We start from the raw sequence: 26,533 nt of genomic DNA, 5'->3' as shown, positions 1-26,533 counted from the left end.
TTTTATAAGTGAATGATGATTAAATGTTTGTTTAGTGATTGAACGTGTAACCGACCGCTACTGAAAACAGCCGCCCTGGAAGGGTTGGGATATAGGAAGCGTTCGTATACCCGAAAAGATTTTCCACCGTTCCCTGTATCCGCAGGCGGTTTTGCAGCAGCAGTTTGGCCGCCGCAACGTTTACCGTGGCGTAACCTTTTACAAATTCACTGTCTGTATCCGGCACCTGGTTCCCGTTTTCGTCGGCAAAACCGTATTTGCCGCGGTACAGCAGCCGGGCGTTGAAGTCCAGGCCCAGGCGGGTATGGATGTAGCTGAGCTTGAAGTTGCCGGTGTGGCGGCTGCGGTTGAACAGCCCGAAGTATTCGCTCTTTTTGAGCGCACGTGTTTCGCGTGTTTCTTTATCCTGCGTGTATACCTGTTTGTCTTTTACCAGTTTGTACAGTTCATTGTCGCGGCTCATGAGGTATTGATAACCGGCGGATGCGCGGAAATGTTCCCCGATCTGCTGTTCCCATTCGGCTTCTGCGCCCCAGGTGGCAATGCTTTTGAGGTTGATATAGCTGAATACCCGCTGTCCGTTTGTTTTCTCGGCAATAGGGCGTGTATCGATGAGGTTGCTCACTTTGTTGTAGAAGAAATTCATCTTGGCATGGCTGCTTTTGAAAGGTTTGCCCTGCACGCCCAGGTTGTACGACCAAGAGCTTTCCGCATCCAGTTCGTTCAGGTTCTCCGGATCCACATACAGTTGGCGGATCAGGCCCTGTTGCTGCATCTGGAGGAGTATATCCTTTGCCAGCCGGGTGCCGGCCACGGTGTAACCCACGGCGGCGTTATTAAAATGCAGGTACAGCTGCCTGAAATCCGGGGCGCGGTATCCTCTTCCCACCGAAGCCATCACACGCCACTGCGGCAGGAATCTATAGGAGGCAGACAGTTTGGGGCTGAACTGCGAGGGGTATTGATCGTGCATATCGAAACGGCCGCCCAGCAATATATTCCAGCGTTCTGCCGGCTGCCAGTTTTCCTGGAGGAAAAGATACCCGGTATTAAACGCCATCTTTTCATCGTACCGGGTGGCTTCAACGGATTCGCGCACATATCCCAATCCTGCCGTGAGCAGGTGTTTGGGATGTACCTGCCAGTCCAGCTGGTATTCCGGTTTGATGTATTGCTGGGTGAAGTAGGAAGTATCGTAAATCGCTTTGTTCTGCCGGTAGATCATGTCTTCCTGCGTGTGATAACGGGAGTAATACAACCGGAACGTCTGCCTGAAATCCTGGTTGGGCGTATGTTTTACCTGGAGGGAAATATTGGCGTCCTGTTCTTTCCCGATATCGTCCACGGTGCCTTTGGTATCCTGGAAGTAGCTGTCGTACCGCTGGCGGTAATACCGGCCGGAGAGGGATGTCTGTAATTGTTTGCTCCAGTCCTGCTGCCAGCGGGATTGCAGGGTGAGTGATCTGAAAGGCGCGGAGGTTGGGCTTCCGGCGCCGTCTCCCAGGGTATAACCGTCGCTGCTGAGATATCCGGCGCTGGCGCTGAAGGCGCTGCGTTTGCCGAACAGGCGGGTTTCCGCATTGGCATTAAAAGTATTGTTGGTGGCGTAACGGCTGTCTATACTGGTAAAACCCTGGCGGCTTTTGCTGTCAGTAATGATATTGATCACGCCTGCCAGTGCGTCGCTGCCATAGAGCGAAGACACGGGGCCTTTGATGATCTCTATCCTTTCGATATTGCCGACCATGATGCGGCTGAGGTCCAAAGTACCGGCGGTGCGGCCGATAAGCGGTTCGCCGTTGAGGAGGATAAGGGCATATTGCGCGTCCAGCCCCTGCATCTGTACACCGGTACCATGGTCCGGGGTGATGAACAGGCCGGTTTGCTCTGCCAGTACCTGCTGCAGCAATACCGCACCCATGGAGCGGAGTTGCTGTTTGTTGATGATGGTGACGGGGATGGGCACTTTGCCTGCCTGCTGCTCGTTTCGCGTGGCAGTGACCACTACCTCCTGCAGGTCTTTGCCGGCGGCGGTGGTGTCGGTTTGGGCAAAAGAAATGCCTGCCCGCAAAATGCAGGCGCATAAGAGTATATATCTGTACATGTTGGCTAGTCTGAAGCTGAGCCGCAAATGTAGGAAGGGGAAAATCGTAACTGTTACGCAAAAGGGAAATATAGTTACGCGATCGGGAAAAACAGCTTTGGGGCGGGTGCAATCATTTAAATATTTTTGCTAAAGTGCTTGAAAAAGCAAAAAAGGCCTGTCATAATGCCGGGGCTAAGATTTCTGATCATTTTGCTGATATCGGGAAAATGATCGGATTGGCTAAAGGAGCTCAACGCCAAATTGATGATATGGCACTTTCTAGGTATGCATGTTACCTGGTTGCCCAGAATGGTGATGCGGGGAAGTCGGAGATTGCTTTCGCACAGACTTATTTTGCGGTTCAAACGAGGAAGCAGGAAATAATAGAACAGCGGTTAATAGATATTGCCCGGGTTAATGCAAGAGAGAAATTATCAAAATCGGAAAACAAACTTTCCGGTGTGATTTTCGAACGGGGAGTTGATGAAAGGGGGTTTGCTATAATCAGGAGTAAGGTTGATCAGGCATTGTTTGGAGGTTTTAATACCGCAGATATGAAAAAGAAATTGAGGGTTCCTGAGAGTAGGCCCTTGGCCGATTTTTTACCGACACTTACTATTAAGGCGAAGGATTTTGCAAGCGAGCTAACAAGCCACAACGTTATTGAGAAAGATCTTGCAGGTGAAAATGCGATATCTAAAGAACACATAGATAATAATCTGGCGGTGAGGAAAATGCTCCATGAAAGGGGAGTAAAACCAGAACAACTGCCCCCGGCTGAGGATGTTAAAAAAATTCAACGAAAGCTTGATGGCGAAAATAAACAGGTTTTAAAAGATATTCAAAAGCCCCGCAAGGGGAAGCAGAAATGAGTATTTTATTAAAACCCTAAAACGTCGTTTTTTTCTCCAGCTCAGGGATCACTTCATCGATCCTCTTTGCCAGCTCAGGCAGTTTATCATACGGTAAATATCTTGAATAACTCCTTTTAGTAGCGGTTCTGCGCAAGTGGGCTGCCGAATACTGTTTTCAGCAAGTCGGTCACGCGGGCGGCGGGATCTTTTCTTATTTTTTGTTCTTCCAGTCCTACTTCATAAAATATACCGTTGATGGCCCGTTCGGTCACGTAGGCCGTCAGGTCTGTATTCACCGGGGTTTTTGAGAAGCGGTTATATACTGTGAATACATCCGCCCAATATTTGGTGGCGTCCACTTTTTTCAGCGCATTGTTGATCACCGGGCTGAATGCGGTGGTGAGTGCGGCTGTGGTTTTCTGTTTGAAATAATTGGTGGCGGCAAAATCGCCTCCCCGCAGGATGCCGATGGCATCGGTAATACTCATCTGGCGGATGGCGTTGATGAAGATGGGAGCGGCGGACTTGGCGGCTTCTTCAGCGCCGCGGTTCATGGCAAGAACGGCCTTGTCCACTACGCCGCCCAGCCCTACATTGCGCAGCGTGGATTCTACCTTCTGCGCCTCGGGGGGCATCAGTATTTTGAGCATGGCATTAGCGAAAAAGCCGTCTGGCGCTGAGAGGCGGTTGGCGGTATTTTGAGTGCCTATGGTAAGCGCTTCCCTTAGCCCCGAGGCTATCTGGAGGCTGTTTGGCTGGCCCGTTGTGGTGGTGGGCAGGTTATTAATGATCTGCTGGGTGGTTTCGCAGCCGGAAAAGAGCAATACAAAAAAGGCGCAGGCAAGGTAGGTGTGTTTCATTACAGGTGGCATTTGAATACAAATATATCAACTCGAAGCAAAGAAGATGCCAGCTCCCGCCGGGCTTCCTTTTCAAAATAATATCATAATTTGCTAAACGAGTTTAGCATTTATTCTGCAAATCTGCTGATATTTGCCCCGTGAATCAGAAATTTAACCAGTGATGATCAGTATTAAAAGGTTGGATCACGTGGCGGTAATGATCCCGAGAGGCAAAACCGCCGAAGCCAGGGCATTTTACGGGGGTATTTTACAGCTGAAGGAAATCCCGGGGCAGCATCCGCGGAACGCTACCTGGTTTGAGGCGGGCGATGTACAGTTGCACCTGGTGGAAGAAGATAACCTACCCGACCATATTTCCGGGCGGCACCCCGCTTTTGAGGTCACAGACCTGGAGGCGGCCAAAACGTACCTGCAAAACAAAGGGATCGAGATCGCCTATTCTTCGGTGATCACCGGGCGCGAGCGGTTCTTTTTCCGCGATGTGTTCGGGAACAGGATAGAGCTGCTGGAATACCTGCAATGATCAGGGGGCCTTTTCCGCATCTTTGAGCTGTTTGGAAAGCCTTTGATACACTGTTTCTTTTTCTTTCCCGAAAGAATGGTTCACCAGCCCTAATTCTACAGCGGCGTATAGCCCGCCGCGTTCCTTGCGGGGAAAACCGGCTATGACCTGCAAAACGGTCTCCGGCTGGCAAATGTAACATTCCCCAACAGTATCATCAGGTGTTTCGCTGGCAGAGCCGGTATCAGTAAGCATGTATCTAAACACCAGGATAAGCGTGGCTGTATCCCTCGTGCGGCAGAAATAGGGACTGAACGCCAGCATCAATGGGTCCAGCTTTGTTTCGAATTGTCTTCCATGTTCTTTCCGCGCCTTTTTATAAGCCAGGCTGTCTTTCGGATCTCTCCACCTTTTTTCCTTTTCGTTATACTTCAACCAGATATCGTGTTTTTTTTTAACCTGCTGGGTATATTGGGAAAAGTTGCGTTGAAAAATATCCGCATTCACGCTGTCTGGCAGGTCATTTAACATCCGAACACGGCTGCGGTGTATATATCCTTCCATACCATTCATTGTTATCTTCCACCACTCGTTTGCATTGGGTTCGCAATAAAAGAATTCTTCATTGATTATTTTCCCGGTTATTTCAGATTGCAGGCCGGGCGTTTTGCGAACATTGGTAAAACCATCCGGGTCATTGATGCAGGCAATATTGTGCTGGGCAAATGAAACATAAGGCATTAAACCCAGGATCAGCGATAGGAACAGGCGAGGCATAGGTATTTCCTTTTCCTCAATATAAGGATTTTTTATGCGGTCTTCGTCAGTACCATATCCATCCATGGTTTCCAGGTTTTGCCGCCGTCTTCGCTTTGTTCCCAGGTGCCGGTGATCTGCCTGCCGTCCGCGCTGAAGGTGAACGTACCGCGTTCGGTTTCACTGAAGAATGTCCAGCTGTTACCTTCCACAGTCCCGTGCATGGCGCTCATACTGCCGGTATTGTTCCAGTATTGCAGGAAAAACTGTTTCTTTTCAGGGTCATAACTGATCATTTCAAGCGCCTGCATATGTTCTTTTCCCATTTTCACATCCACCCAATGCTCCATAAAATGCCCGCCGGGGAACCATTTGTAGGTATCGGTTCCTTCCACTGTTATCACGGGTTCCTGCCTGCCGGTGCCTTTTGTCTGCCATATGCCTTCAAATACTTTGAGGCGCTGTATGTTATTTTCCATACCTGAAATTACATTAATTATCGTGCCGGTAGCGGGTGCGGGCGGGACAGGTTATAGGGGCATAAGGGACAAAAAAAGCCCCGGAATGGCTCCGGGGTTTGTGTTTTATGTATGCTTATTCCGCCGGCGCATAGGTGACGATATCGATCCCCACGCCGTTCGGGTCCTGAATGGCAAAGTGTTTGTCGCCCCAAGGCTCTTCCCGCATCGTTATTTTGATATCCACGCCCATTTGCCGCAGCTTTTCATACCATTCGTCCACATTTTCCACTTCAACGGTGAGGTACATGCCTCTCCCTTCAAAAGCAGGCTGGAACAGCGGCTGCTGGCTCGGGTGATCGGGCAGCAGGAAGCTGAGCTCAGCGGTGCGGCCAGGGGTATGCATCAGCAGGTAAAATTCATTTTCAAAGGTTACGCCAAAGCCGAGTACTTCCGTGTAGAACTTTTTGGATTCGGCCAGTTTGTTGGTAAGGACGCCAGCATTCAGTTTCATAAGGTTACATGTTTTATGAAACAAAATTCGGTATTCAGGCGATTATGGCATTGTAAAAATCGGACATAATCATTTAAGGGCGGTATTGGGGGGAAGGCCGTACATGGCGCGGAATTCGCGGATAAAATGCGCCTGGTCGTAATACCCGGCGTCATAAAATATCTTGTTCCTGCGAAGGCTTTCCACGGATGGTTTGGCCTGCAGGATCTGCTGAAACCGCACCACTTTGCTGAATGTTTTCGGGCTTTCACCTACGTATTGGTCAAACAGGCGGCGGAGCTGGCGCACGCTGATGCCTTCCGCGAGCTGTTCCGCCTGTAAGGTGCCCTTGGATTGCAGGATGCGGTCCATGGCGTCAAAAAAACGGGTGTCCACCCTGAATTGTGAGCCTGCAAGCACAGGCAGGAAACAATCATCGAATTTTTCCGGGCTTACCAGCCGGGATAATTCCTTTGCGATATCGGGCAATAACATATCCAGCGGCTCCACGCGGTCCGTCATATCCGAAGCGGGTATGCCAAACAGCAATGGGAAAGCGGATGGCAGGAAACGAACGCCGGTATAATGAAACTCCTTTTCCAGCGCAAATTCCGAATAGGAGGCGGAAAATCCCGCCAGCCAGGATTCCTCCGGGTTAAAAGCATTAACAAAAATATCCATGCAGCCATCCGCCACCACGCGGTAGGAGAAAGGCCCGCTGAGCGGGCGGGTGGTATATAATTCCCAATAACAATATATAAAGGTGGAAAGCGCGGGATGGGGCAGGAGCTCCGTGTACATCACGCCATTGTCCGCGTGCCGCAGTGATGGCTGCCGCGGGTGGAACAATCGCCGTATGTCCGGGAGGGTCTGCATATGGTGCGAATATAAGATAAAGCCGTAATATGGTTTTTTCCGCATCGCGTAAATCGTTTTCCGCATCCGAGCGACGGCAGCCATGGGGCGAGGGTAACTTTGCAGCCGAAAATCAGACTAACATATGCATTACAGAAAACTACTCCTGATCATATCTGCCCTGCTGGTTTCCTGCGGGGTGTTTGCCGCCGACGACGAAGCCGACTACGGCCATATTGCCGGAAAAGTGACCACCACAGACGGTAAACCCGTGGCTGCGGTGAGCGTGACGCTGAAAGGAACGCGCAAAATGAGCGTAACACAGGAAAACGGGGAGTTTTCCCTCAGGCAAATCAAACCGGGCAACTATGAGCTGGAAGTGTCCTTTGTGGGCTACGACCGCCAGGTGCAGGCTGTGACCGTTTCCGGCAACGAAACCGCTGAAGTGAACGTAACGCTGAATGTTTCCAGCGTGAACCTGAAAGAATATACAGTAAAAGACATCCGTAATCCTTATAAGGAAACGGCACCTTCGAACAGCCTCCGCCTGAACGGCCTGCTGATAGAGCAGCCGCAGAATATCCAGGTGGTGACCGGTAGGGTACTGGCGGACCAGCAGATCATCAACATGGGCGACGGCGTTACCCGCAACGTGAGCGGCGCTACGCGCATCGAGCACTGGGGCGATCTGTACGCGCGCATCAATATGCGCGGCTCAAGGGCATCGTCCTTCCGCAACGGGATGAATATTACTTCTACCTGGGGCCCGCTTACGGAAGACATGAGCGTGGTGGACCATATAGAGTTCGTAAAAGGCCCCGCGGGTTTCCTGATGTCCAACGGTGAGCCCAGTGGCATCTATAACATTGTCACCAAAAAACCGACCGGTATTACAAAAGGAGAAGTTTCCTTCATGACGGGCAGCTACGACCTTTACCGTGGTACCCTGGACCTGGATGGCAAACTGACAAAAAATGGCAAGCTGCTGTACCGTCTGAATGTAATGGGCCAGCTGAAAAACTCTTTCCGGGATTATGAATTCAACAAACGTTACAGCATTGCGCCTGTACTGACCTATAAATTCAGCGACCGCACTTCCCTTACCCTGGAATACATGTACCAGCATGTGAACATGTTTGACGCCGGTTCATTTTATGTATTTCACCCGGACGGATATGCCAAACTGCCGCGCAATTTTACCACGGCGGAGCCAGGCATAGATCCCACTATCATCGACGATCACAGCGTGCAGCTGAACTTCCAGCATAGCTTCAGCCGCAACTGGAAACTGACCGTACAGGGCGCTTATACCGATTACATGCAGGAAGGCTCTACCATGTGGCCGATCGCTGTGAACAAGGATGCGACCATGATTCGCGGCGTGGGTATCTGGGATGCGCTCAATAAATCTGAATTCGGCCAGGCGTTCCTGAATGGTGAATTCCATACAGGCCCTGTTCAGCATAAGATACTCACCGGTATAGACGTAGGTAATAAACATTACCTGGCAGACTGGGGGCAGACCCTTCCGCTGGATTCCAACAATGCTTTTTTTGATCCCAATAACCCCAAATACGGTTCGCCCGTAATGGGCTTGCCAAAATTCGACCGCAGCAAAAGCCTGAAAGAACGCGCTGGTCAGAATATTGTTGACCAGTTTTACACCGGGGTGTACGTGCAGGACGAACTGGGCTTTTTTGATAACACGCTCCGTTTAACGCTGGCCGGCCGTTTTACCTACGTGCAGGAAAATTCATATGGCACCAAAACATATGACAACCGTTTTACGCCGCGTATCGGCCTGAGTTATTCCATCGATAAATCATTCTCCGTATATGCGCTGTACGATCAGTCGTTCATGCCGCAGACAGGTGTGCTGGAAGACCAGACAGCAAAGGTGAAACCCATTACCGGCAATAACCTGGAAGCCGGCTTGAAGAAGGACTGGCTGGAAGGCAAATGGAACACGACTTTGTCTGTTTACCGCATTATCAAAGACAATGAACTGACGCCTGGCCCCGCCAATTCAAATTATTCCATTCAGCTGGGGCAGACCAAATCCCAGGGTGTGGAGTTTGATATCCGTGGCGAGATCGTGAAAGGCCTGAGCCTGGTGGCGAACTATGCTTACACTGACTCAAAAATATCCCGTGCTTCAGAAACCGCCACTGTAGGCGGCAAAGTAGGCGATGTGGTGCCCGGGTATGCGAAACACAATGCGAACGCATGGTTGCATTACAAGCTGGATAAAGGTGTGTTGAAAGGCTTTGGTGTATCAGGCGGGTTCAGTTACCAGGCGGACAGAACTACCTGGAGCTGGGGCGGTGCCGGCCAGGACCCGATGCCTTCTTACTTCCGTCTTGACGGCGGCCTGTTCTGGGCAAAAGACCGCATCAGCGTAAATGCGAACTTGTTTAACATCCTGGATGATTACCTGTACAGTGGTGCTGCTTATGCTGATTATTATTACTGGCAGGCAGAGCCGGGGAGGAATTTCCGTCTGAGCGTTGGATATAAGTTTTAAGGAATATTCTCATTTTGATAGCAGAGAAGCCGGTCCGTTTGGGCCGGCTTTTTTTGTGGAAAAAAATGTGATGAACAGGTGGGATTTTGGAGGTGGGGAAAACGTAGGTGAATTGAAAAATGCAATATAATTGCAGGCGTAGTAATTGTTTGTTTCATCTAATTGTTTGTTTATGACCCAAAGATCGAAGATTGATTTTATGGATGTGTATGCTGTGGAATATGAGGCTGAGGATAAGGGAGAGGGTACATTCCAGGCTGAGTTGACCGATGGTTCTTTTGTAAGTTTAAAACTGGAAGTGAGCATTATGCCGTGGGGGAAACTGCCATGTGTTTATAACCTGGCTTTTGGACCAATGGATTATAAAGGAAGGATCGATGTGCATGCCAGATTGAATTACAGAAAATTAATGAAGGTATTTTCGACCATCCTGTTATTCGTTGATGAGTATTTACGTGCTTATCCAGGACATAACATTGGCGTGGATGGTTCCAGTAATTCGAGGGCTGAGTTCTATTACAGGGGATGGCAGCGGAATTTTGTTTATCTGTCCGCATATATGAAGCTGACCGGAATAAAATTTTATGTGAGGATCGCCAGAGTAGGACATATGCAGTACGACAATCCTTTTGATTTTAAGGATATACGATGCAAGGCTTTTCCTGTAAGTCAAAGTGGGCCACCCGCCGGTAAAATTATGTACAACTACTTTGTAATATCCAGGGATGGATATGGTTTGGATAACTTTAAAAATCATAATTATGAAGACAAAGAATGAACTTGAATCTAGTTACAGATATCATGAACGCGAGTGTGAAAAACTATCGAAGGAAATAAGAAAAATTGAAAGAGAGGGAATGAAGCAGGCAATGACCCTTTGTGCTGAATTTATTCCCACCGAAGAAATCCGGTTATTAGATGAAATTACCTGCTCAAAAGAAACGGCGGAAATATTTTTGGGCCATATCCGTACTATTTATGCCACAGAATTGCAGAAAAGACGGGATGAACGTGAGGCTTTCCGGGCTGCCAATCCATTGCCTCCCATCCCTGTAATAATACGAACAACAGAGGAGAAAGACGCCTATATGGCAGAACATCATCCGCTTCTGTATAAAAGGATATTGAGGCGTAGGGCGCTGGGGATCACAACGCCAATCAAAAGCCGGGGTTACTACTGAAAAAGAGGGGAAATCCGCCTCTTTTTTTTATTCCATGGATTTTTACTACTTTTTCGCCACAAGAAAAGTTGCGAATAGTGATATGAGTTCACCTTTATCCGAGCATATTCACCAATGGTATGCTTCGTTCCACGTCCACCTGGTAAAGATCGCGCTCCGATGGGGGTATGGGGAAGAAGAAAGCCGTGACCTTGTACAACAGTTTTTTCTCGACCTTATGCAGAAGAACCTGGAGTACAAAGGGGTATTGCATCCCCAAGCCTACCTCTCCCGCGCTTTCAGCCGGAAGCTGGTAGACAATTACCGCCGGGAAAAACAGCAGCAGAAAGCTGCCGGGCTCATTGATATCAAAGCCTACGAGCCCTCCATCCTCGAAAGTATCGTGGAGATCCAGTCCAATGAAGAACTGATCGCCAAAATAAAAACCGCCTACAACGCCCTGCCGGCCCGTTGCCGGAAAGTCATCCACCTGAAATTTTACGAAGGCCTCACCACCGAACAGATCGCCGAACGCACCGGCTGGAACAGCCGCACCGTTTACAATAACCTCTACGAAGGCATCAAAGCACTGCGGGCCGAGCTCACCAAAACAGACCCCAGGCTGAAATTTGCCGCCATTTTCTCCATTCTTCCTGTATTGTAACGCTCCGTTTGAGGGGTTGTAAGCATGGGGATATCCCGGGCTTCCCGCTCATGTATATCCTTTTGCCGGGAGGCGGGCTGCATTCCCCGGCCGGGTTATCATGTCCCATTGCCCATTTTCCCGTCAAAATCTGCCACCATAAAGGCATTCCCGTCTTTTTTCAGGAATATTCAAGAAAAGTTGGTAAAACGGTCCCTGTTTTTCGTCAATAAGGGAAACAGGCAGCTCATGTCCGAACGTTATGAATTGGAAGAACTGGTCATAGACGACTCGTTTGTTAACTACTGTTTCCGCCGGCAGGAAACGGACATTGTCCGTTGGGAAACCTACCTGCGGCAATACCCGGAAGAAGCCGCCACCATGGCCGAAGCCCGGGAAATGGTACTGGGTATCTCCGTCATGTTCTGGGAAACCCAGCAGCCCGCCCCCGTCAGCAAAGTATTCCCCCTGCGCCGTGTATTGACCGCAGCGGCTTCCATCGCCGTCGTAGCATTCGCGGCATACTGGATATGGAAACCCTCCACGCCGCCGGCAGTCTTTGCCGAAGCGGCGCCCAGCGTATTTATCACCTTACTTGCGGAAAAAAAGACCGTACGCCTGCCGGACAGCTCTACCGTGATCCTGAACGCAGGCTCGGAACTGCGGCTGGACAGTGGTTTTGGCGTCAGCCACCGCCGTGTGCGCCTGAAAGGAGAAGCCTTGTTTGAGGTGGAGCCGGACGCGGGGAGACCTTTTATCGTAAAAGTCGAAGGATATGATGTGAAGGTATTAGGAACTGTATTCAACGTAAAATCATATCCAGGCGATAAAAAGAGTGAAACCTCGCTGTTGAGCGGTAAAGTGGAGATCCAGCTGGAAAACGAGGTGTCCTGCTTCAGGGTGCTGCGGCCGAAAGAAAAATTTGTGATCGTAAAACCCGAACCAGGGCTGAAGCCGGTGTCCTCGTCTGCCGTCGTGTCAGACAGTCTGAAAGCAGTCCTGCCCAAAACAGCCATCCGCCCGATGAGTTACAACCGCAGGCAGCTGAACGTGGAGACGGCATGGTCGGAGAACAGGCTGGTCATAGAAAATGAAACCTTTGGAGACATCCGCGAAAAACTGGAACGCTGGTTTGACGTGTCTATCCAGTTTGATGATAAGGCCCTTGAAGCCTATAGATTTACCGCCACTTTTGAAGAAGAAAACATCATCCAGGTGTTAAAAGCGTTACAAGCCTCTTACGGCTTCACCTTCACGAAAGAAGGCCGGAGCATCAGGATCAGCCGGTAACCTGGCCAAAACTAAATGCCCTTCCCGATAAAAAAAGGGGATATAACAGCTGGTACCTGTTCTATCCCCGGCTAAAAACGGGTACGGATCTTCCGTGCCCAATTTCTAACATAAAGCATCACTAAGGTATGAAAAACACCTGTATTAAACTGCCCGTCAGCCGGGCGTTTAAAAAGATTCTACTTATGAAACTGACAATTGTATTGCTGCTCACTACTACATTGCAGGTAATGGCCTACGAAGGCAGCTCGCAGGACAGGGTGAGCGTGGACTTCAGGGGAACCCGCCTCACCCGCGCGCTGAAAGAAGTGGAAAAACGTTCCGCGTACCGCTTCGTGTTCAGCAACCTGGTACTGGATGAGCAACTGAAAGTGACACTGGAAGCGAAAAACATGCCTGTAACAGACCTGTTGCGGCAGCTGCTTACCGGCACGGGCCTTGCTTACAGCCTGATGGACAATAACCTGGTGGTCATCAAAAAAGCGGAGCTCCCCGCCGGCGTGATCACCGTAAAAGGTAAAGTGACCGACAAAACCGGAGTGCCGCTGCCGGGCGTAACCGTGATGTCCGGGCCGGGAAAAGGCACCGTGTCCAACGAAAAGGGTGAATATACCGTGCAGGTGGATGAAGAAGGCAGCCTCTCCTTCAGCTTTATCGGCTACACCACGCAGACGGTGAGGGTGGCCAGGCAAACCGTCATCAACATCACGCTCGTGGAAAGCACGGACAAAGAGCTGGGGGAAGTAGTGGTAGTGGGTTACGGCACGCTGAACAAGCGGGACCTGACCAGTGCGGTGAGCAATCTCCGGCAGAAAGACCTGATTGCCGGGGCGGTATCGCCGCTGCTGGCCATCCAGGGTAAAGTGCCCGGGCTCACGATCTCCACCGGCAACAACGGCACCGATCCCAACGCAGGCGTTTCAGTACAGTTGCGTGGGGTGAACTCCATCAACGCCGCACAGGGGCCGCTGATCGTGATAGACGGCATACCAGGCGGCAGCATCAACTCTGTAGTGCGGGAAGACATTGAATCCATCAACGTGCTCCGCGATGCATCCGCCGCCGCCATCTACGGTACCAGGGCTTCCGGCGGTGTGATCCTTATCACCACTAAAAAAGCAAAAGCGGGGCAAACCAACGTCACCCTCACCAGCGAACTGTTCATGGAAACGGTGCGCAGAAGGCCTGAAAGCCTTTCCGCTGAAGAATTCCTGCAGCACGACCTCGGAACGGACTTCGGGCACCGCACCGACTGGTATGATGAAGTGACCAATAAAAATCCCCTCAGCCAGCGTTATGTGCTGAATGTAAACGGTGGTACGGAAAGTGCGCAGGTATACGCTACTTTCATGGCCCGCGACGCAAAAGGCATGGCGCTCGAATCGAGAAGAAAAGAAGTGAGCGGAAGGCTGAACACCAATTTCAAATTCCTCGGCGGTTTCGCGGAACTCTCCACCAATATCAGCTACCTCCAGGCTAATGCAGACTTTAGTGACAACGAGATATTTAACATGGCGTTATTGCTCAATCCCACCGAAACGCCCTACAATGCAGATGATGTGACCGGCCTGAACGTGCTCACCGCAAGCTATGATTATTTTAACCCTGTGGCCGAAGTAAGGCTCCGCAGTAACAAGACCCAGTACAAGTACCTGCTGGCCAGCTCCACGCTGAAGCTCAACCTGACTAAAGATCTCTTTGCTTCGGGAATGATAGCTATCAAAAACAACTCCGAGCATAACAATTTCTACCGTTCTTCGCAACACCGCATTTCCCGCGCGGAAAACATTGATGGGAACGCATCGCAGAGCTACAGCCGCTGGGACGACCGCACGCTCGAATTTACGCTCAACTATAATAAGGTGATCGGAAACCACAGCATCAACGCCGTAGGCGGTTATACCTACCAGGATTTCAACGGCCAGGGTTTTAATGCGAACAATTCCAACTTCCCCGTAGATGGTATCCAGGACAATAACATGGGTACCGGTACCTTCCTGGCAGACGGCCGCGCGGGGATCGGTTCCTGGAAGAGCCCTTCCGTGAAACTGATCGCTTTCTTCGGCCGCGTGAACTACGCTTACCGCGATAAATACATCTTTACCGGCTCGCTTCGCCACGAAGGTTCTTCCAAATTCGCGCCGGGCAACCAGTGGGGGACCTTCCCCGGTCTGTCCGCCGCGTGGAGGATCTCCGAAGAACCTTTCCTCAAAGGCAGCAACGTGATCAATAACCTGAAACTGCGCGGCGGTTACGGCGCCACCGGCAATGAAGGTTTTGATGCGAACGTAGCCACCCGTATGTACGGGGCGGACACCTGGTGGCTGGTAGACGGGGAATGGATCCGCACTTACGGTGTGCTGCACAACCAGAACAAGGATATCCGCTGGGAAGTGAAAAAAGAATACAACATCGGGCTGGACTTCGCCTTCTTCGACAACCGCCTTTCCGGCCGTTTCGACCTCTACAAACGCAAGGTGGACGATATGATCTATAACGTGGAAGTATCTCAACCTCCCGCCATTCACAACACCACTACGGTGAACGTGGGCAATATGCAGAATAAAGGTTATGAGATCGAGCTGAATGTGGATGTGGTACGCAAGGAAAATTTCACCTATACTACGGGCCTCATCGCCGCTTCAAACCGAAGCACGCTTATTACGCTCAACGGCGGGAGCACCTACATAGACCGGAAAAGTTTTCCCGCTCCGGGAAGTCCCGGCACCGCTGTGAGGCTCTATCCGGGCGAAGATATCGGCCAGTTTTATCTCTGGAAGTCTGCCGGTTTCTCTTCTGAAGGCAGCTGGCTGCTTTACGACAAGGACGGTAAGCCGTTCGACGTAGCGACCCAGCAAAAAAAGAACGAAGACAAATATTTCGTAGGCAACGCCATACCCCGCCTGATCCTCAGCTGGAACCATTCCATCAGCTGGAAGCAGTTTGATGCGGGTGTGTATTTCCGCAGCTGGCTGAACTACGATGTGTTCAACATGATCGACATGTATTACGGCGTCGGGCAGAAAACCGGCCGGAATGTGCTCCGCAGCGCCTTCGGCAAAAACAGCCAGATCAAAAAAGAAAAAGAACTGAGTGACTACTGGCTGGAGAAAGGCGACTTCGTGAAACTGGATGCACTGTCCGTTGGTTACACCTTCAAACCCGGCGCGGTAAAGCCCTTCGGCGGCCTGCGCCTGTATGCCACGGTGCGCGACCTGTTTGTGATCACCAGTTACAGCGGCCTGGATCCTGAAGTGAACATCAACGGGCTGGAGCCGGGTTTCGAAGAAAGGAACGTGTACCCCAAAACCCGCACTTTTATGTTCGGAGCACAGGTTAGTTTCTAAGAAGGATATTTTTCATTCACAAGTTCATTCCATATGAAAATAAAGATCATTACAGCTTTGACAATTGTGTTCCTCGCAGGATGCACCAGGCTGGACCAGACATTCTACGACCGGGTAACGCCGGAAACTTTCTTCAAAAGCGAAAAAGATATCAAAGCAGCGCTGTACCGGCCTTTCACCCATGCCCGCTGGTATCTTGGGGCGGACCGTTGGAAGCTCCAGGAATATACCGCGGATCATTTTGCTATAACCACCAAAGGCCGCCACTGGTATAATGGCGGCGAGAACGAACGGTATCATTACCACAGCTGGACGCCGGACGACAACTGGATATGGGAAACCTGGCGTGGCACCCTCATGGGCGTTGCCCTCGCGCTGGACGCCAAGTCCGACCTCAGCAAGCTGGACTATTCCAAATTCGCGCTCACCCAGGCTGATAAAGACGATCACGTGAACCAGCTTAACACGCTCATCGCGTTATTTTATCTCTACGGCCTGGACTATTTCGGCGGGCTGCCCATTTTCGAATCGCTGGAAGGTTCTTCACTGCCCAGGAACACGGACCAGGAAACTTTCAATCATATCGAGACGCTGCTGAAAGAAGCGATCCTGAAGCTGCCGAAGAAACAGGCCGCAGATAAAGAAGAAGGCGCTCTCCGCGCCGCCGCCGCGGCTGCCTTGCTGGCAAGGCTCTATTTTAACGCGGAGGCTTACGTCGGCACGCCAAAATTCACTGAAGCACAAAAGCTGTGTGAGGATATCATTGCCGGCGTGTATGGAACTTATCTCCTGGACCCGGTATGGAACGGTGTGCATGGCTTCAAAAACCACGAATCGAAGGAGATCATCTGGTCCATTCCGTCCGAGTTCAACAAACTGCAGTACGACTGGTTCTATGCGGATTTTTATCATTACAATACACGCCAGTACTTTGACGTAGACGGCGGGGCGAACAACGGCGGGCATCTTCAGCCTTCCCGCAAGCCTACCGGGGAATTGTACAAAGCTTCCTTCAGGCTCGGCTCCCCGTATGAAAAATTTAACGACGCAGACCTGCGTAAACACCCCTACAAATACAACGGCGGCGGCCGTTATGAAGGCATGTTCATCATCGGCCCGCATCTTACGCCCGGCGGCGCGGTCATCAACGGTGGCGAGGAGTACAAGGACAAGCCGCTTGTATTTGTGGACCAGGTAGGCCGCTTTACCGAGGTTGGCCCGGGGAAAAAATACGCAACGGTCGCTGTGCTGCCTTCCCGTATGGCAGATGGCGAAGAAAATACTGGGGTACGCCTGGTGAAAGTGCCTATCCCGAATAAGTCGGACAACAGCTTACGTTGGGGTGCAGACAATCCGGCCATCAGGCTGTCTGAGATTTATTTTATGCTGGCCGAATGCAAAATGCGCGCGGCCGATCCCGGCGGCGCGGCAACGCTGATCAATGAAGTGCGGAAGCGCAACTTCACCGGTACTGACCCCGATCCTGCAACTGTCGCCAATCTCGATGAATACCGCATGCTGGACGAGTGGGGCATCGAATTCCTGGGTGAAGGCCGCCGCAGGACGGATCTCATCCGCTTTAAGAAATTCACAACGGAAACCTGGTGGGACCATCAGCCCACTGAAGCTTACCGTAGCCGTTTCCCTGTCCCGACGCGGGCTATTTCAGGAAACAATAACCTTAAGCAAAATACCGGGTATGGAAAGTAAGATCCGGAATTGGAGTTAGCAGAAATGGAAGCGGCCGCCAGTTTTGGCGGCCGCTTTTTTTATGCGGAGCCCGGGGATAAATGCCACATCGCATATAGTCGGTTGACAGCCGCCCCGCTACAAGGTATTGCCCGGCGCCTGGTTGGATGTTTACACCACCCCGCGGATCACTTTGATGACGGCGCCCACTTCTTCTTTTCCATAACCCGCCTGCTGCCCGTCATCGCCGCTATGGACAAATGGGGCAACAGCAACCGGGAATATATGGCCCCTTTTTCGGCAGATTGAAATATTAAATAATGAACATACGAGTTGACTTTATTTTACATCCGTCCCTCCGCAACCGATAGCATTTCTGCTTCAGTCCATTAATTCTCAATTATTTTCCGTTCCGGATTATGGAACAATCCCGGCAATGCGTAGTTTCGCAACTGAATCCTTATTCCGGCAGAGAAAATTTCAACCAAACTACCATATCAGGCAGACCAATACCATATAATACTATAGTCGACTAAAATATACTTTATGCATGAGAGCTTTACGAAGCTTTGCGCATCATTACCGGTAGTAGCGCTCTTTTGTCTGCTGCTGGCAGACGCGTCGGCCCGGGAAGCAGGTAAAAGGCACACCGAAGCAGTACAGGTTACAGGGATCGTTACGGACGCACGCCAGGAAGCCCTCCCGGGTGTGAGCGTGAGCGAAAAAGGTACATCAAACGGCACCGCCACCGATATCAACGGCCGGTTCACCATCACCGTGACCGGAGCCGCCGCCGTATTGGTATTCCGCTCCATCGGTTTCCAGGCAAAAGAACTGGCGGCAGGCAGCGGTATTTTAAATGTACAGCTGGAGCAGGATGTACGCAACCTGAACAGCGTGGTGGTAACCGCCCTGGGCATCCGGCGGGAGGAAAAGGCGCTGGGTTATTCCATTGCCACCCTTGACGGCAGCCAGGTGAATACCGTGAAAGAAGTGAACATCACCAATGCCCTGGCCGGCAAGGTAGCCGGTGTGAACGTACGCGGCGGCAGCGCGGACCCTGGCGCTACTACGCTGGTCGTAATCCGCGGGCAGGGCAGCTTCCAGGGATATAACCAGCCTTTGTATGTGGTGGACGGCGTGCCCCTTGCGTCCGCTATCCGTATGCCCGTACAGCCCGTCGGGGAGTCTGCCGTGGACTTTGGCAGTACTATCTCAGACATCAACCCGGACGATGTGGCCAGCATTACCGTATTAAAAGGTGCCAGCGCCTCCGCCCTCTATGGCAACCGTGCCATCAACGGCGTGATCCTTATCACCACCAAAGCCGGATCCGGCCTGAAAAAAGGACTGGGCATCACCGTCAATTCCAGCGTGATGTTCGATCAGCCCTGGCTTTTCCCTCATTTCCAGGACCAGTTCGGCGCGGGAGACAGGCCGGGTACGGAAGAAACCGTTTCTGAAGCTTCCTGGGGGCCGAGGATCAATGTAGGGACGAAACATGTGCAGTGGAACAGCCCGACGGACGCCGCCGGCGATCCCATTCCCACAGACTGGGTCTCTTTCCCGGACCGTCACAAAGACTTTTTTGAAACAGGACATACGCTTACCAACAATATCGCGATGACGGCGGGCAACGAAGACGGCAACTTCCGCCTGTCCTACACCAATCTCGCCAACAAAGGCATGGTGCCCAATACGGACCTGGACAGGAATACACTGAACCTCGCTGCGACATACAAACTTCATCCGAAAGTAAAACTCGCTACCAATATCGGCTATGCGAAAAGCAGCAGCGATAACCGCCCCGCATACAATCGCGGCAGCGTCGGGAACATCGTATATACCACTACGCCGAACGTTGATATAAAGCAGCTGCGTGACTACTGGATGCCAGGCCGGGAAGGCGTACAGCAATTCTCGCATGTGCCTGGCTCTATGGACAATCCATATTTTGTGGCCTACGAGTTCATCAACAGTTACGACCGCAACCGGCTCACCGGCAACGTGGAGCTGAGCCTTCAGCTCACCAAAGACCTGAGCCTCACAGGCCGTACCGCGATGGATATGTTCACCGAAACAAGGGAAAACAAACGCCCTTTCAGTTCTATCCGCAACCCCTTAGGCGCGTACGCCATCGAAACGGAGTATTTCAGGGAACAGAATACAGACTTCCTGCTGACCTATAAAAAGGCCCTTTCCTCAGATTTTTTTATTTCCGTATCCGGCGGAGGCAACCGCATGGATCAGCATGGCCGCACCACGCTGCAAAGCACGGAAAGCCTTATCTCGCCCGGCGTGTACAGTATCAATAATGCGCGGGCCGGAACGGTGTACGACAATACCTACCGCTTCCGCAAACGCATCAACAGCCTGTATGGCATGGGACAGCTGGCGTTCCGCAATTATGCTTTCCTGGACCTCACGGCACGCAACGACTGGAGCAGCACACTTCCCGCGGCGCACAATTCCTATTTTTATCCTTCCGTATCCACCAGCCTCGTACTGTCCGATATGCTGAACATACAACAGGGCGCTTTGTCCTACGCCAAAGTGAGAGCCAGCTGGGCGCAGGTAGGCGGTGACACCGGGCCGTACGAGCTGTACAATACCTATACTTTCGGGCAGGATTGGGGAAATGTAAAACGAGCCTACCTGGATGACGTGATGAAAAACAGCAGCCTCAAACCGCTCATTGCCACTTCGTATGAGCTGGGTACAGACCTGCGTTTTTTTAACGGCAGGCTCGGGCTGGACTTTACTTATTATAACACGATCAACCGCAACCAGATACTCAACGTGCCCACTACGATGGCTTCGGGCTACGGCCATAAACTCATCAACGCGGGCAGTATACGGAACCGTGGGGTAGAGATCAGTTTACATGCGGTGCCGCTTGCCGGAACGTTTCGCTGGGACTTCCAGGCGAACTTTACGCGGAACAGGAACAAGGTGCTGAAACTCACGGAGGGGCTGAACAGTTTCCTGCTGGGCGGTGCGGAAGGCGTGCGGTATGAAGTACGGGAAGGAACGGAAATGGGTGACTTCTACGCACTCGGCTGGGCCACGGTTCCGGATGGAAAATACAAAGGGCAGCCGCTGCTGAATGCTGACGGCAGCTACCAGCAGATCAACAATTACGTAAAGATCGGCAATTACAACCCGGACTTCATGCTTGGGTTCACCAATACTTTCAGCTATAAAAAATTCACACTCAGCCTGCTGCTGGACTGGCGCCAGGGCGGCGAGTTCTTTTCCTACGTTGCCAAAAATCTCCTCAGCGACGGACGTACCGTCACCACGCTGCCCGGCCGCGACCCCGCCACCGGCGGCCTTCCCTGGACGGATGCAGCGGGTAATCAACGTACGGACGGGATGATATTGCAGGGTTATATCGGGCAGGCGTCCGGTAATTATGTGCTGAACGATAAGATCACCGACCCGGAAAATTATTACGGGGAATATTACTGGTCTTTCAACGGCCGCTCCACCTTCGACGCTACCTATGTAAAGCTGCGGGAAGCATCGCTGAAGTACAGCTTTACACAAAAGGCATTGAGCAAATTACCTGTTCACAACCTGAGTATTTCCCTCATTGCCCGCAACCTGTTCACCTGGACGGCCGCGGATCAGGGTTACGACCCTGAAACGGCCATGACCATTGCCAATGGAAGTTTCTCGCCGGGCGTGGCCAGCTGGTCGCTGCCGTATACCCGTTCATTCGGAGCGAGCGTAGGGTTTAATTTTTAATAACAACAAACACGGTAATGCCGCGCATACCTTTAAAATATATGTTGCTCCCGCTGGGGATGGCCCTTTCAGCTTGTGATAAAGGACTGGAAGAGATCAACCGCAACCCGAACGCTTCGGAATCCGTAAGCCCGGAGTTCCTGCTCAGCAGCGTGCTGATCAATACCGCTTACGATTACCAGCGGGAGGCCTATTGGGAAGAACCGGCATCCGCGGGCCGATACATCACGCTGGTGCGTAATGAGGACAACGACAAATTTGACTGGGGGCCGCGCGGCTGGGATAGTTATTACGCCCGGCTGTCCGCTAACCGTGAAATGATGGAGATAGCCGGCACAATGAACCAGCCGGAGTATATCGCCGTGGGCAAAGTACTGGAGGCATTTAATTTTGCCTATATCACAGACCTGTACGGGGATATTCCCTACAGCGAAGCGTTGCTTTCCAAAAACGAAGGTATTGTGCATCCCCGGTACGACCGGCAGCAGGACATCTATCCCGCCTTGCTGAATACGCTGAAAGAAGCCAATAACGAGCTTTCCCTGCTCAGTAGAACGGTAGATGCCACAGCGGACCCGATGTACAAAGGAGATGCTTTAAAATGGCGGAAACTGGCCAATTCACTTCGCCTTCGTATGCTGCTGCGTATTTCCAAAAACTATGCGCCCGCGTTCTCAGTCATGCAGGAAATACTGAACGAGCCCCTGAAGTATCCCGTCTTTGAAAACAACGAAGACAATGCGGAGATCGGGTATCCTGGTGATATCGGCGTGAACAGCTGGCCGGGCGGGCCTTTGGCGAATGCGTTCGCTGAGTTTGACAAACGAAAGCCCAGTAAGGAGATCGTGGATGCCCTGGCAGAGCGCGATGATCCTAGGATGGAAGTATGGATCGCACCTGTGGACGATCCCAACGGGGGAAGGATGTATATGGACGATTATGTGGGCGTGCCCAACGCCATACCGGCGCCTTATGACTACAACGGAGGCTCACCGCATATCTCAAGGCTTTCGCCGATGTTCAACAGCAACAGCCACCCGATGCTGAAGGCTTCATTGATGACCTACACGGAATTATGTTTTATACTGGCGGAAGCCGTGCAGGCCGGCAGGGTAACGGTGGCGGGCAAAACGGCTGAAAGCCTTTATTACGAGGCCATCCGCTCCAGCATGCGGTATTACAATGTGGAAGGGGTAGCCGATATCAGGGATTATTATAATCTCCCCGGCGTGCAATATGATGGCACCCGCGAACAACTGATCACACAAAAATGGATCGCCCTGTTCCTGAAAGGGCCGGAAGGCTGGTTCGATCACCGGCGTACGGGATTCCCGCAGTTTACTTTGGGGCCGCTGGCTGCGTCTGCTGTAATCCCGAAACGGTTTATTTTCCCTGATACAGAACGGGCTTACAATGAAAAACAATACCAGCAGGCGCTGGTACAGTTCGGGGAAGACCGGGCGGGGACGCTGATGTGGTATCTGAAATAGATTTCCCCCGGTAATGAGATAACGAGTTTTCACTTCTTTCAACACAAAAACAGCAAGTTCCGGGTTTTCAGGACGGGTGGCAGGAGATAGCTTTGGGGAATAAACTACGAACATGCACCAGGTATCAGAACCTGCCATCCTGTACTTCGGTACGCCGGTGGTATTGATCAGCACCATGAATACAGACGGTACGGCCAATCTAGCTCCAATGTCCTCCATTTTCTGGTTGGGCTGGCGTTGTATGATCGGTCTGTCCGCCCTGTCGAAGACCACGGAGAACATTATCCGCACCGGCGAATGTGTGCTGAACCTGCCTTCTGAAAATGAAGCGGCGGCTGTGAACCGGCTGGCGAAGCTCACAGGCAGTAATCCCGTTCCGGAAGGCAAACAGAAAAAAGGATACCGTTATGAACCGGATAAATTCGGAGCGGCGGGGCTGAGCCCGCTTGGCTCCCTGACGGTAAAGCCGCCGCGTGTGCTGGAGTGCCCCGTACAACAGGAAGCGGTGCTGGAGGAAGTGCACGGCCTGGCGGACCATGACCCGCACATGCGCGGGAAGATCACCACCCTGGAGCTTCGTATCACAAAAGTGCATTTGCATCAGCACATCCTGATGGACGGCCATCCGAACCGCGTGGACCCCGGCAAATGGCGCCCGTTGATCATGAGTTTCCAGGAGTTTTACGGGCTGGGGCCGCAGCTGCATTATTCCACGCTGGCCGAAATACCGGAGGCACTGTATGCTTCGCCGGATATGGAAAAGACGAGACAGGTGCAAATAACAGACAGCTGCCCTGAGCGTGGCAGCTGCCTGTTATTTGCAGGGCTCCTGATATCATATTAACCCGCTCAACTCCGGATCAGGTCCGCCTCATCTCCGCATCACCTGCGCTTATCCTTCGCCATGGGTATAGCTTTCCTATATCTTTCCCATACTTACCCCTGTCTTGATAATATAGTATGAGTCGGCGCTTTTGTTAGTTCCAAACAAGCTATTTCCAGGTGGATACGTATGTTCGATTTCTTTTTATTGATCCTTTTGGCGGCCCAAACACAAACAATTATTTCAGAAGTTTTTTCAATTGTTGCTCCGTCAATGTCACCGAAGGTTTAAACGTTGCCCCCTGCATATATTTTTCCAGGCTGTACCGCAGCTGTTTAGCTGCCGGGCGTTTGTCCAGGTCGCGGTAAAGATCGAGGGAAGTGAAGATGAGTTTTCCTTTTCCCACCCTGGCTTCCAGGACATTAGCCATTTTACGGTTTTTGAAGAAGTTGTCCATGACGCGCACGATGGGCGTGAGGGTGGGGAGACTGTCTGTCACCATGGTTTTGGAGGAGGTGATCAGGTCCCACCATTGCCAGTCGCTATATGCGGCGGTAGGGAAGTCTGCCAGCGCGGGATGTTTCGGATTGCATAGGATGCCCATGGTGCCGGGTTGCGCGGGGAAATGTACCGGGCTCCAGAACACTGGTGCAAAGCGGCCTTCCACGCCGTTCAGCGAAGCGGTGTCCGGGTTGAGCAGTACTGTTTTTCCTTCATTCAGCCATTGCATGGCCTCGGGGAATGAGCGGGTGTAATGAACGGAAGGGAATGTTTCGCTGCGTGTATCAGGGTATACCCAGATCCTCCATTCATTGTGATGTTGCCCGATGCGCAGTGTAATGGTCAGTTCCGATGCGGCGCTGATCTTATTTAGCGGGACGCGGATATCGCCCAGCGTATGCCCGTTGCCCAACGGGATCTGTCCCGCTGCGAGCCTGCCCGATGCAATCACCTTACCGGCGCTGGTTTTGATGGTCCATTCCGGCGTAATGCCGGAGAGGGCGTTTTCGCTGAAGTTGGCGGCTTCCGCGGTGGCGGTGAACGTTTCGTTGCTGGTATAAGCGGCTTTTTCAAAACGGAGCAGGGGGACTACAGCGGAGCAGTACATCCGGTGCTGCGCGGGCGTTACCAGCCCTTTGCTGTCCCAGAAAGCATCCAGTATGCCGATGAGCGCGGTGCCCTGGCCGGGGAAGTCGTGCAGGTCCAGCAGCTGGAAACCGCTGAAGTTGCGGGTCTTCAGCGCGCGTTCTATTTCTTCTTTATACAGGTTAGCCGCGAATTTACCGCTGGCCTGGAGGTATTGCGGAGCTAATGACAACAGGCCTTTCCGTTCCATATCTTTCCGGATGGCCTTAAAGTTCAGCGGGTCCAGTACGCCGGTGTATTTTTTTATCTCTTCCATATTCGGAAATACGGAATACTGGCCTATTTCATGGGTGATCAGCGGTACGGTCAGGCTGTCTGTTTCTTTCGTATAGTCGGTGGCGAAGGAGGGAGGGATGGTGTTAAAAATTCCCTGCCCGCGTACCCATCCTTTACGGGTGTACTGGGTGATAAAAAATTCATCCCCCGGTTCCGGCCATTTGCCGTGATCGCGCTGGAAAGTGAATGTGGTGGTGGTATACAAATGCCGCGGGTCGGACTTTTTCAGGCTTGCCACCATATCTTCCAGCCACTGGAAATTCCCTTCCAGTTCATTGCCCATAGACCAGAAACAGAAGGATGGATGATTGCCATATTCCTGGCTGATGCGCGCCGCTTCTGATTCCAGCCATGTATTCATCGCGGTGTCTTTTCCGGCGTTTTTATTCCAGAAAGGAAGCTCCACCTGCAAATAAAATCCCACGGAGTCCGCGACTTCAAAAGCAGCGGATGGCGGGCACCAGGAGTGGAACCGCAGGTGGTTCAGGCCGTATGCTTTGGCGGAACTGAATACTTTCAGCCATCCTTTCCGGTCCATCGGCGGGTGGCCGGTGAGGGGGAAGATATTGCATTCCAGTGTTCCCCGCAGGAAGATACGTTTGCCGTTCACCTGGAGGAGCGCGTTTTTATTCGTTACCTCTCGCATCCCAAAGGTGGTGCTGGCGGCGTCTTTCGCGGCTCCGGCGGCCAGGGTGGTTTTGAGTGTATAGAGGTAGGGATGGAATTCGTCCCATGTTTTCATTTCAGCGCCCAGTTGTAAGGTCAGTTCATGCGAGGAAACACCTGCGGGCAACTCCGCGTTCAGCATCTGCGTTTTTCCGCCGGCTTGTATAGTGATCTGTCCTTTTGCAGTGGCGCCGTTTTCATTTTGAACCTTCACACGCACAAGAGCGGAGCGGTGGCTGATGTCAGGATACACCTGCGTTTGCAGGATATGAATTTTGTCTTTTGCCTGCAGCTGCATTTTCCCGATCATGCCGTTCCAGATGATCTGCGTGCCGTCCGTATAGGCATGCGCCATGTCGCGCACGCTCATATCGTACCGTTTCCGGTTGTCCACACGGATCACCAATTTATGTTTGCCGGGTGTAAAAACGGTGGTGGCGGAGAAACGATGCGGAGCTATCAAGCTCTCATCCGCACCGCACTCCACGCCATCCACCCACACACGGGTATTCCACAATACGCGTTCCAGCGTAAGTTGAATGCTTTTATTACGCCATGATGCCGGTATCGTCACTTCCTTCGCATACCAGGCGGGGCCGGTATAGGAATGTTTACGGGTGAGCATCAGCAGTATTTCTTTATTGAGCGAGTCGGGCGTCAGCGTGCTGGCTTTCCCGATGCCCGCATCGTCCAGCGTGCCGGGTAGTTGAAGCGACTGGCTGAACTGCCGGTTGAACCATTCTTCTTTTATTCCTTTATCCTCCGGGTCCAGCCGGTACTGCCATTTGCCCGCGAGCGGTAATGTTTGCGCGGTGGCGCCGGTGCTGCTGAGGAGGAATATGATAACGAGTCTGCGAAACAT

Annotated in this window: 20 protein-coding genes; 13 read left to right on the top strand and 7 right to left on the bottom strand. The window is 51.9% G+C overall.

Going from position 1 to position 26,533, the window contains the following annotated elements; all coding sequences use genetic code 11:
- Positions 1 to 31: 31 nt before the first annotated feature.
- Positions 32 to 2,104 (bottom strand): TonB-dependent receptor plug domain-containing protein, encoded by a 2,073-nt coding sequence (locus tag EG028_RS07970; RefSeq protein WP_120515070.1) that lies wholly within the window; start codon positions 2,102 to 2,104, stop codon positions 32 to 34.
- Between the two features lie 122 nt (positions 2,105 to 2,226).
- Here EG028_RS07970 and dinD point away from each other — a divergent pair, with 122 nt between their 5' ends.
- A complete protein-coding gene (dinD, locus tag EG028_RS07965) occupies positions 2,227 to 2,958 on the top strand; it encodes a DNA damage-inducible protein D (protein ID WP_120515069.1) in 732 nt (243 codons plus the stop codon).
- 116 nt (positions 2,959 to 3,074) lie between these two features.
- Here the strand turns inward: dinD and EG028_RS07955 are convergent, their stop codons facing one another.
- Positions 3,075 to 3,800 carry a DUF4197 domain-containing protein gene (locus EG028_RS07955; protein WP_120515068.1) on the bottom strand — a complete coding sequence of 242 codons (726 nt, stop codon included), beginning with the start codon at positions 3,798 to 3,800 and terminating at the stop codon, positions 3,075 to 3,077.
- 163 nt (positions 3,801 to 3,963) lie between these two features.
- Here EG028_RS07955 and EG028_RS07950 point away from each other — a divergent pair, with 163 nt between their 5' ends.
- Positions 3,964 to 4,326 (top strand): VOC family protein, encoded by a 363-nt coding sequence (locus EG028_RS07950; protein WP_120515067.1) that lies wholly within the window; start codon positions 3,964 to 3,966, stop codon positions 4,324 to 4,326.
- On the opposite strand, the gene EG028_RS07945 is transcribed toward EG028_RS07950, so the two are convergent.
- From EG028_RS07945 to EG028_RS07930, 4 genes are all read right to left on the bottom strand, one after another.
- Entirely contained in the window at positions 4,327 to 5,082 is a 756-nt protein-coding gene (locus EG028_RS07945; RefSeq protein WP_123864600.1) for an SH3 domain-containing protein, read from the bottom strand.
- Positions 5,083 to 5,114: 32 nt separating this feature from the next.
- On the bottom strand, positions 5,115 to 5,540 hold the full coding sequence (locus EG028_RS07940; RefSeq protein WP_120515065.1) for a DUF1579 family protein: 426 nt from the start codon (positions 5,538 to 5,540) through the stop codon (positions 5,115 to 5,117).
- Positions 5,541 to 5,655: 115 nt separating this feature from the next.
- Positions 5,656 to 6,033: a VOC family protein gene (locus EG028_RS07935; RefSeq protein ID WP_120515064.1), complete on the bottom strand. Its 378-nt coding sequence runs from the start codon at positions 6,031 to 6,033 to the stop codon at positions 5,656 to 5,658.
- Between the two features lie 69 nt (positions 6,034 to 6,102).
- Positions 6,103 to 6,933: a helix-turn-helix domain-containing protein gene (locus EG028_RS07930; protein WP_206614365.1), complete on the bottom strand. Its 831-nt coding sequence runs from the start codon at positions 6,931 to 6,933 to the stop codon at positions 6,103 to 6,105.
- Positions 6,934 to 7,012: 79 nt separating this feature from the next.
- Between EG028_RS07930 and EG028_RS07925 the strand changes: the two genes are divergently transcribed.
- The 11 genes from EG028_RS07925 (at position 7,013) to EG028_RS07875 (ending at position 23,604) form a co-directional block, all read left to right on the top strand.
- Positions 7,013 to 9,391, top strand: a complete 2,379-nt coding sequence (locus tag EG028_RS07925) for a TonB-dependent receptor (protein ID WP_120515063.1) — start codon at positions 7,013 to 7,015, stop codon at positions 9,389 to 9,391.
- 172 nt (positions 9,392 to 9,563) lie between these two features.
- A complete protein-coding gene (locus tag EG028_RS07920; protein ID WP_120515062.1) occupies positions 9,564 to 10,169 on the top strand; it encodes a DUF6934 family protein in 606 nt (201 codons plus the stop codon).
- On the top strand, positions 10,153 to 10,572 hold the full coding sequence (locus EG028_RS07915) for a hypothetical protein (protein ID WP_120515061.1): 420 nt from the start codon (positions 10,153 to 10,155) through the stop codon (positions 10,570 to 10,572). The genes EG028_RS07920 and EG028_RS07915 overlap by 17 nt, the downstream gene beginning before the upstream one ends.
- Before the next feature lie 82 nt (positions 10,573 to 10,654).
- Entirely contained in the window at positions 10,655 to 11,215 is a 561-nt protein-coding gene (locus EG028_RS07910; RefSeq protein WP_162946256.1) for an RNA polymerase sigma factor, read from the top strand.
- 228 nt (positions 11,216 to 11,443) lie between these two features.
- Entirely contained in the window at positions 11,444 to 12,484 is a 1,041-nt protein-coding gene (locus EG028_RS07905) for a FecR family protein (protein ID WP_162946255.1), read from the top strand.
- Between the two features lie 185 nt (positions 12,485 to 12,669).
- Positions 12,670 to 15,831, top strand: a complete 3,162-nt coding sequence (locus EG028_RS07900) for a SusC/RagA family TonB-linked outer membrane protein (protein WP_206614364.1) — start codon at positions 12,670 to 12,672, stop codon at positions 15,829 to 15,831.
- Positions 15,832 to 15,864: 33 nt separating this feature from the next.
- Positions 15,865 to 17,541 (top strand): RagB/SusD family nutrient uptake outer membrane protein, encoded by a 1,677-nt coding sequence (locus EG028_RS07895; protein WP_120515058.1) that lies wholly within the window; start codon positions 15,865 to 15,867, stop codon positions 17,539 to 17,541.
- Between the two features lie 9 nt (positions 17,542 to 17,550).
- Positions 17,551 to 17,829, top strand: coding sequence for a hypothetical protein (locus EG028_RS07890; RefSeq protein ID WP_123864599.1), 279 nt, complete (start codon positions 17,551 to 17,553; stop codon positions 17,827 to 17,829).
- 237 nt (positions 17,830 to 18,066) lie between these two features.
- A complete protein-coding gene (locus tag EG028_RS07885) occupies positions 18,067 to 21,270 on the top strand; it encodes a SusC/RagA family TonB-linked outer membrane protein (protein ID WP_120515056.1) in 3,204 nt (1,067 codons plus the stop codon).
- 41 nt (positions 21,271 to 21,311) lie between these two features.
- Entirely contained in the window at positions 21,312 to 22,760 is a 1,449-nt protein-coding gene (locus EG028_RS07880; RefSeq protein ID WP_241559052.1) for a SusD/RagB family nutrient-binding outer membrane lipoprotein, read from the top strand.
- 112 nt (positions 22,761 to 22,872) lie between these two features.
- Positions 22,873 to 23,604, top strand: coding sequence for a flavin reductase family protein (locus EG028_RS07875; RefSeq protein ID WP_120515054.1), 732 nt, complete (start codon positions 22,873 to 22,875; stop codon positions 23,602 to 23,604).
- Positions 23,605 to 23,821: 217 nt separating this feature from the next.
- On the opposite strand, the gene EG028_RS07870 is transcribed toward EG028_RS07875, so the two are convergent.
- Positions 23,822 to 26,533, bottom strand: a complete 2,712-nt coding sequence (locus EG028_RS07870) for a sugar-binding domain-containing protein (protein ID WP_206614363.1) — start codon at positions 26,531 to 26,533, stop codon at positions 23,822 to 23,824.

It is taken from the genome of Chitinophaga barathri (genome assembly GCF_003807585.1).
Classification (GTDB): Bacteria; Bacteroidota; Bacteroidia; order Chitinophagales; family Chitinophagaceae; genus Chitinophaga; species Chitinophaga barathri.
The sequence above is the reverse complement of the archived record's forward strand: the minus strand, read 5'-3'. Positions and strand labels throughout refer to the sequence as shown.

Bases quoted from the DNA above. Each gene is read 5' to 3' on its own strand.
- EG028_RS07905 (WP_162946255.1), top strand. From the start codon at position 11,444: ATGTCCGAACGTTATGAATTGGAAGAACTGGTCATAGACGACTCGTTT.
- EG028_RS07875 (WP_120515054.1), top strand. From the start codon at position 22,873: ATGCACCAGGTATCAGAACCTGCCATCCTGTACTTCGGTACGCCGGTG.
- EG028_RS07880 (WP_241559052.1), top strand. From the start codon at position 21,312: ATGTTGCTCCCGCTGGGGATGGCCCTTTCAGCTTGTGATAAAGGACTG.
- EG028_RS07955 (WP_120515068.1), bottom strand. From the start codon at position 3,800: ATGAAACACACCTACCTTGCCTGCGCCTTTTTTGTATTGCTCTTTTCC.
- EG028_RS07910 (WP_162946256.1), top strand. From the start codon at position 10,655: ATGAGTTCACCTTTATCCGAGCATATTCACCAATGGTATGCTTCGTTC.
- EG028_RS07885 (WP_120515056.1), top strand. From the start codon at position 18,067: ATGCATGAGAGCTTTACGAAGCTTTGCGCATCATTACCGGTAGTAGCG.
- EG028_RS07870 (WP_206614363.1), bottom strand. From the start codon at position 26,533: ATGTTTCGCAGACTCGTTATCATATTCCTCCTCAGCAGCACCGGCGCC.
- EG028_RS07950 (WP_120515067.1), top strand. From the start codon at position 3,964: ATGATCAGTATTAAAAGGTTGGATCACGTGGCGGTAATGATCCCGAGA.
- EG028_RS07935 (WP_120515064.1), bottom strand. From the start codon at position 6,033: ATGAAACTGAATGCTGGCGTCCTTACCAACAAACTGGCCGAATCCAAA.
- EG028_RS07920 (WP_120515062.1), top strand. From the start codon at position 9,564: ATGACCCAAAGATCGAAGATTGATTTTATGGATGTGTATGCTGTGGAA.
- EG028_RS07930 (WP_206614365.1), bottom strand. From the start codon at position 6,933: ATGCGGAAAAAACCATATTACGGCTTTATCTTATATTCGCACCATATG.
- EG028_RS07895 (WP_120515058.1), top strand. From the start codon at position 15,865: ATGAAAATAAAGATCATTACAGCTTTGACAATTGTGTTCCTCGCAGGA.
- EG028_RS07900 (WP_206614364.1), top strand. From the start codon at position 12,670: ATGAAACTGACAATTGTATTGCTGCTCACTACTACATTGCAGGTAATG.
- EG028_RS07940 (WP_120515065.1), bottom strand. From the start codon at position 5,540: ATGGAAAATAACATACAGCGCCTCAAAGTATTTGAAGGCATATGGCAG.
- EG028_RS07970 (WP_120515070.1), bottom strand. From the start codon at position 2,104: ATGTACAGATATATACTCTTATGCGCCTGCATTTTGCGGGCAGGCATT.
- EG028_RS07925 (WP_120515063.1), top strand. From the start codon at position 7,013: ATGCATTACAGAAAACTACTCCTGATCATATCTGCCCTGCTGGTTTCC.
- EG028_RS07915 (WP_120515061.1), top strand. From the start codon at position 10,153: ATGAAGACAAAGAATGAACTTGAATCTAGTTACAGATATCATGAACGC.
- EG028_RS07945 (WP_123864600.1), bottom strand. From the start codon at position 5,082: ATGCCTCGCCTGTTCCTATCGCTGATCCTGGGTTTAATGCCTTATGTT.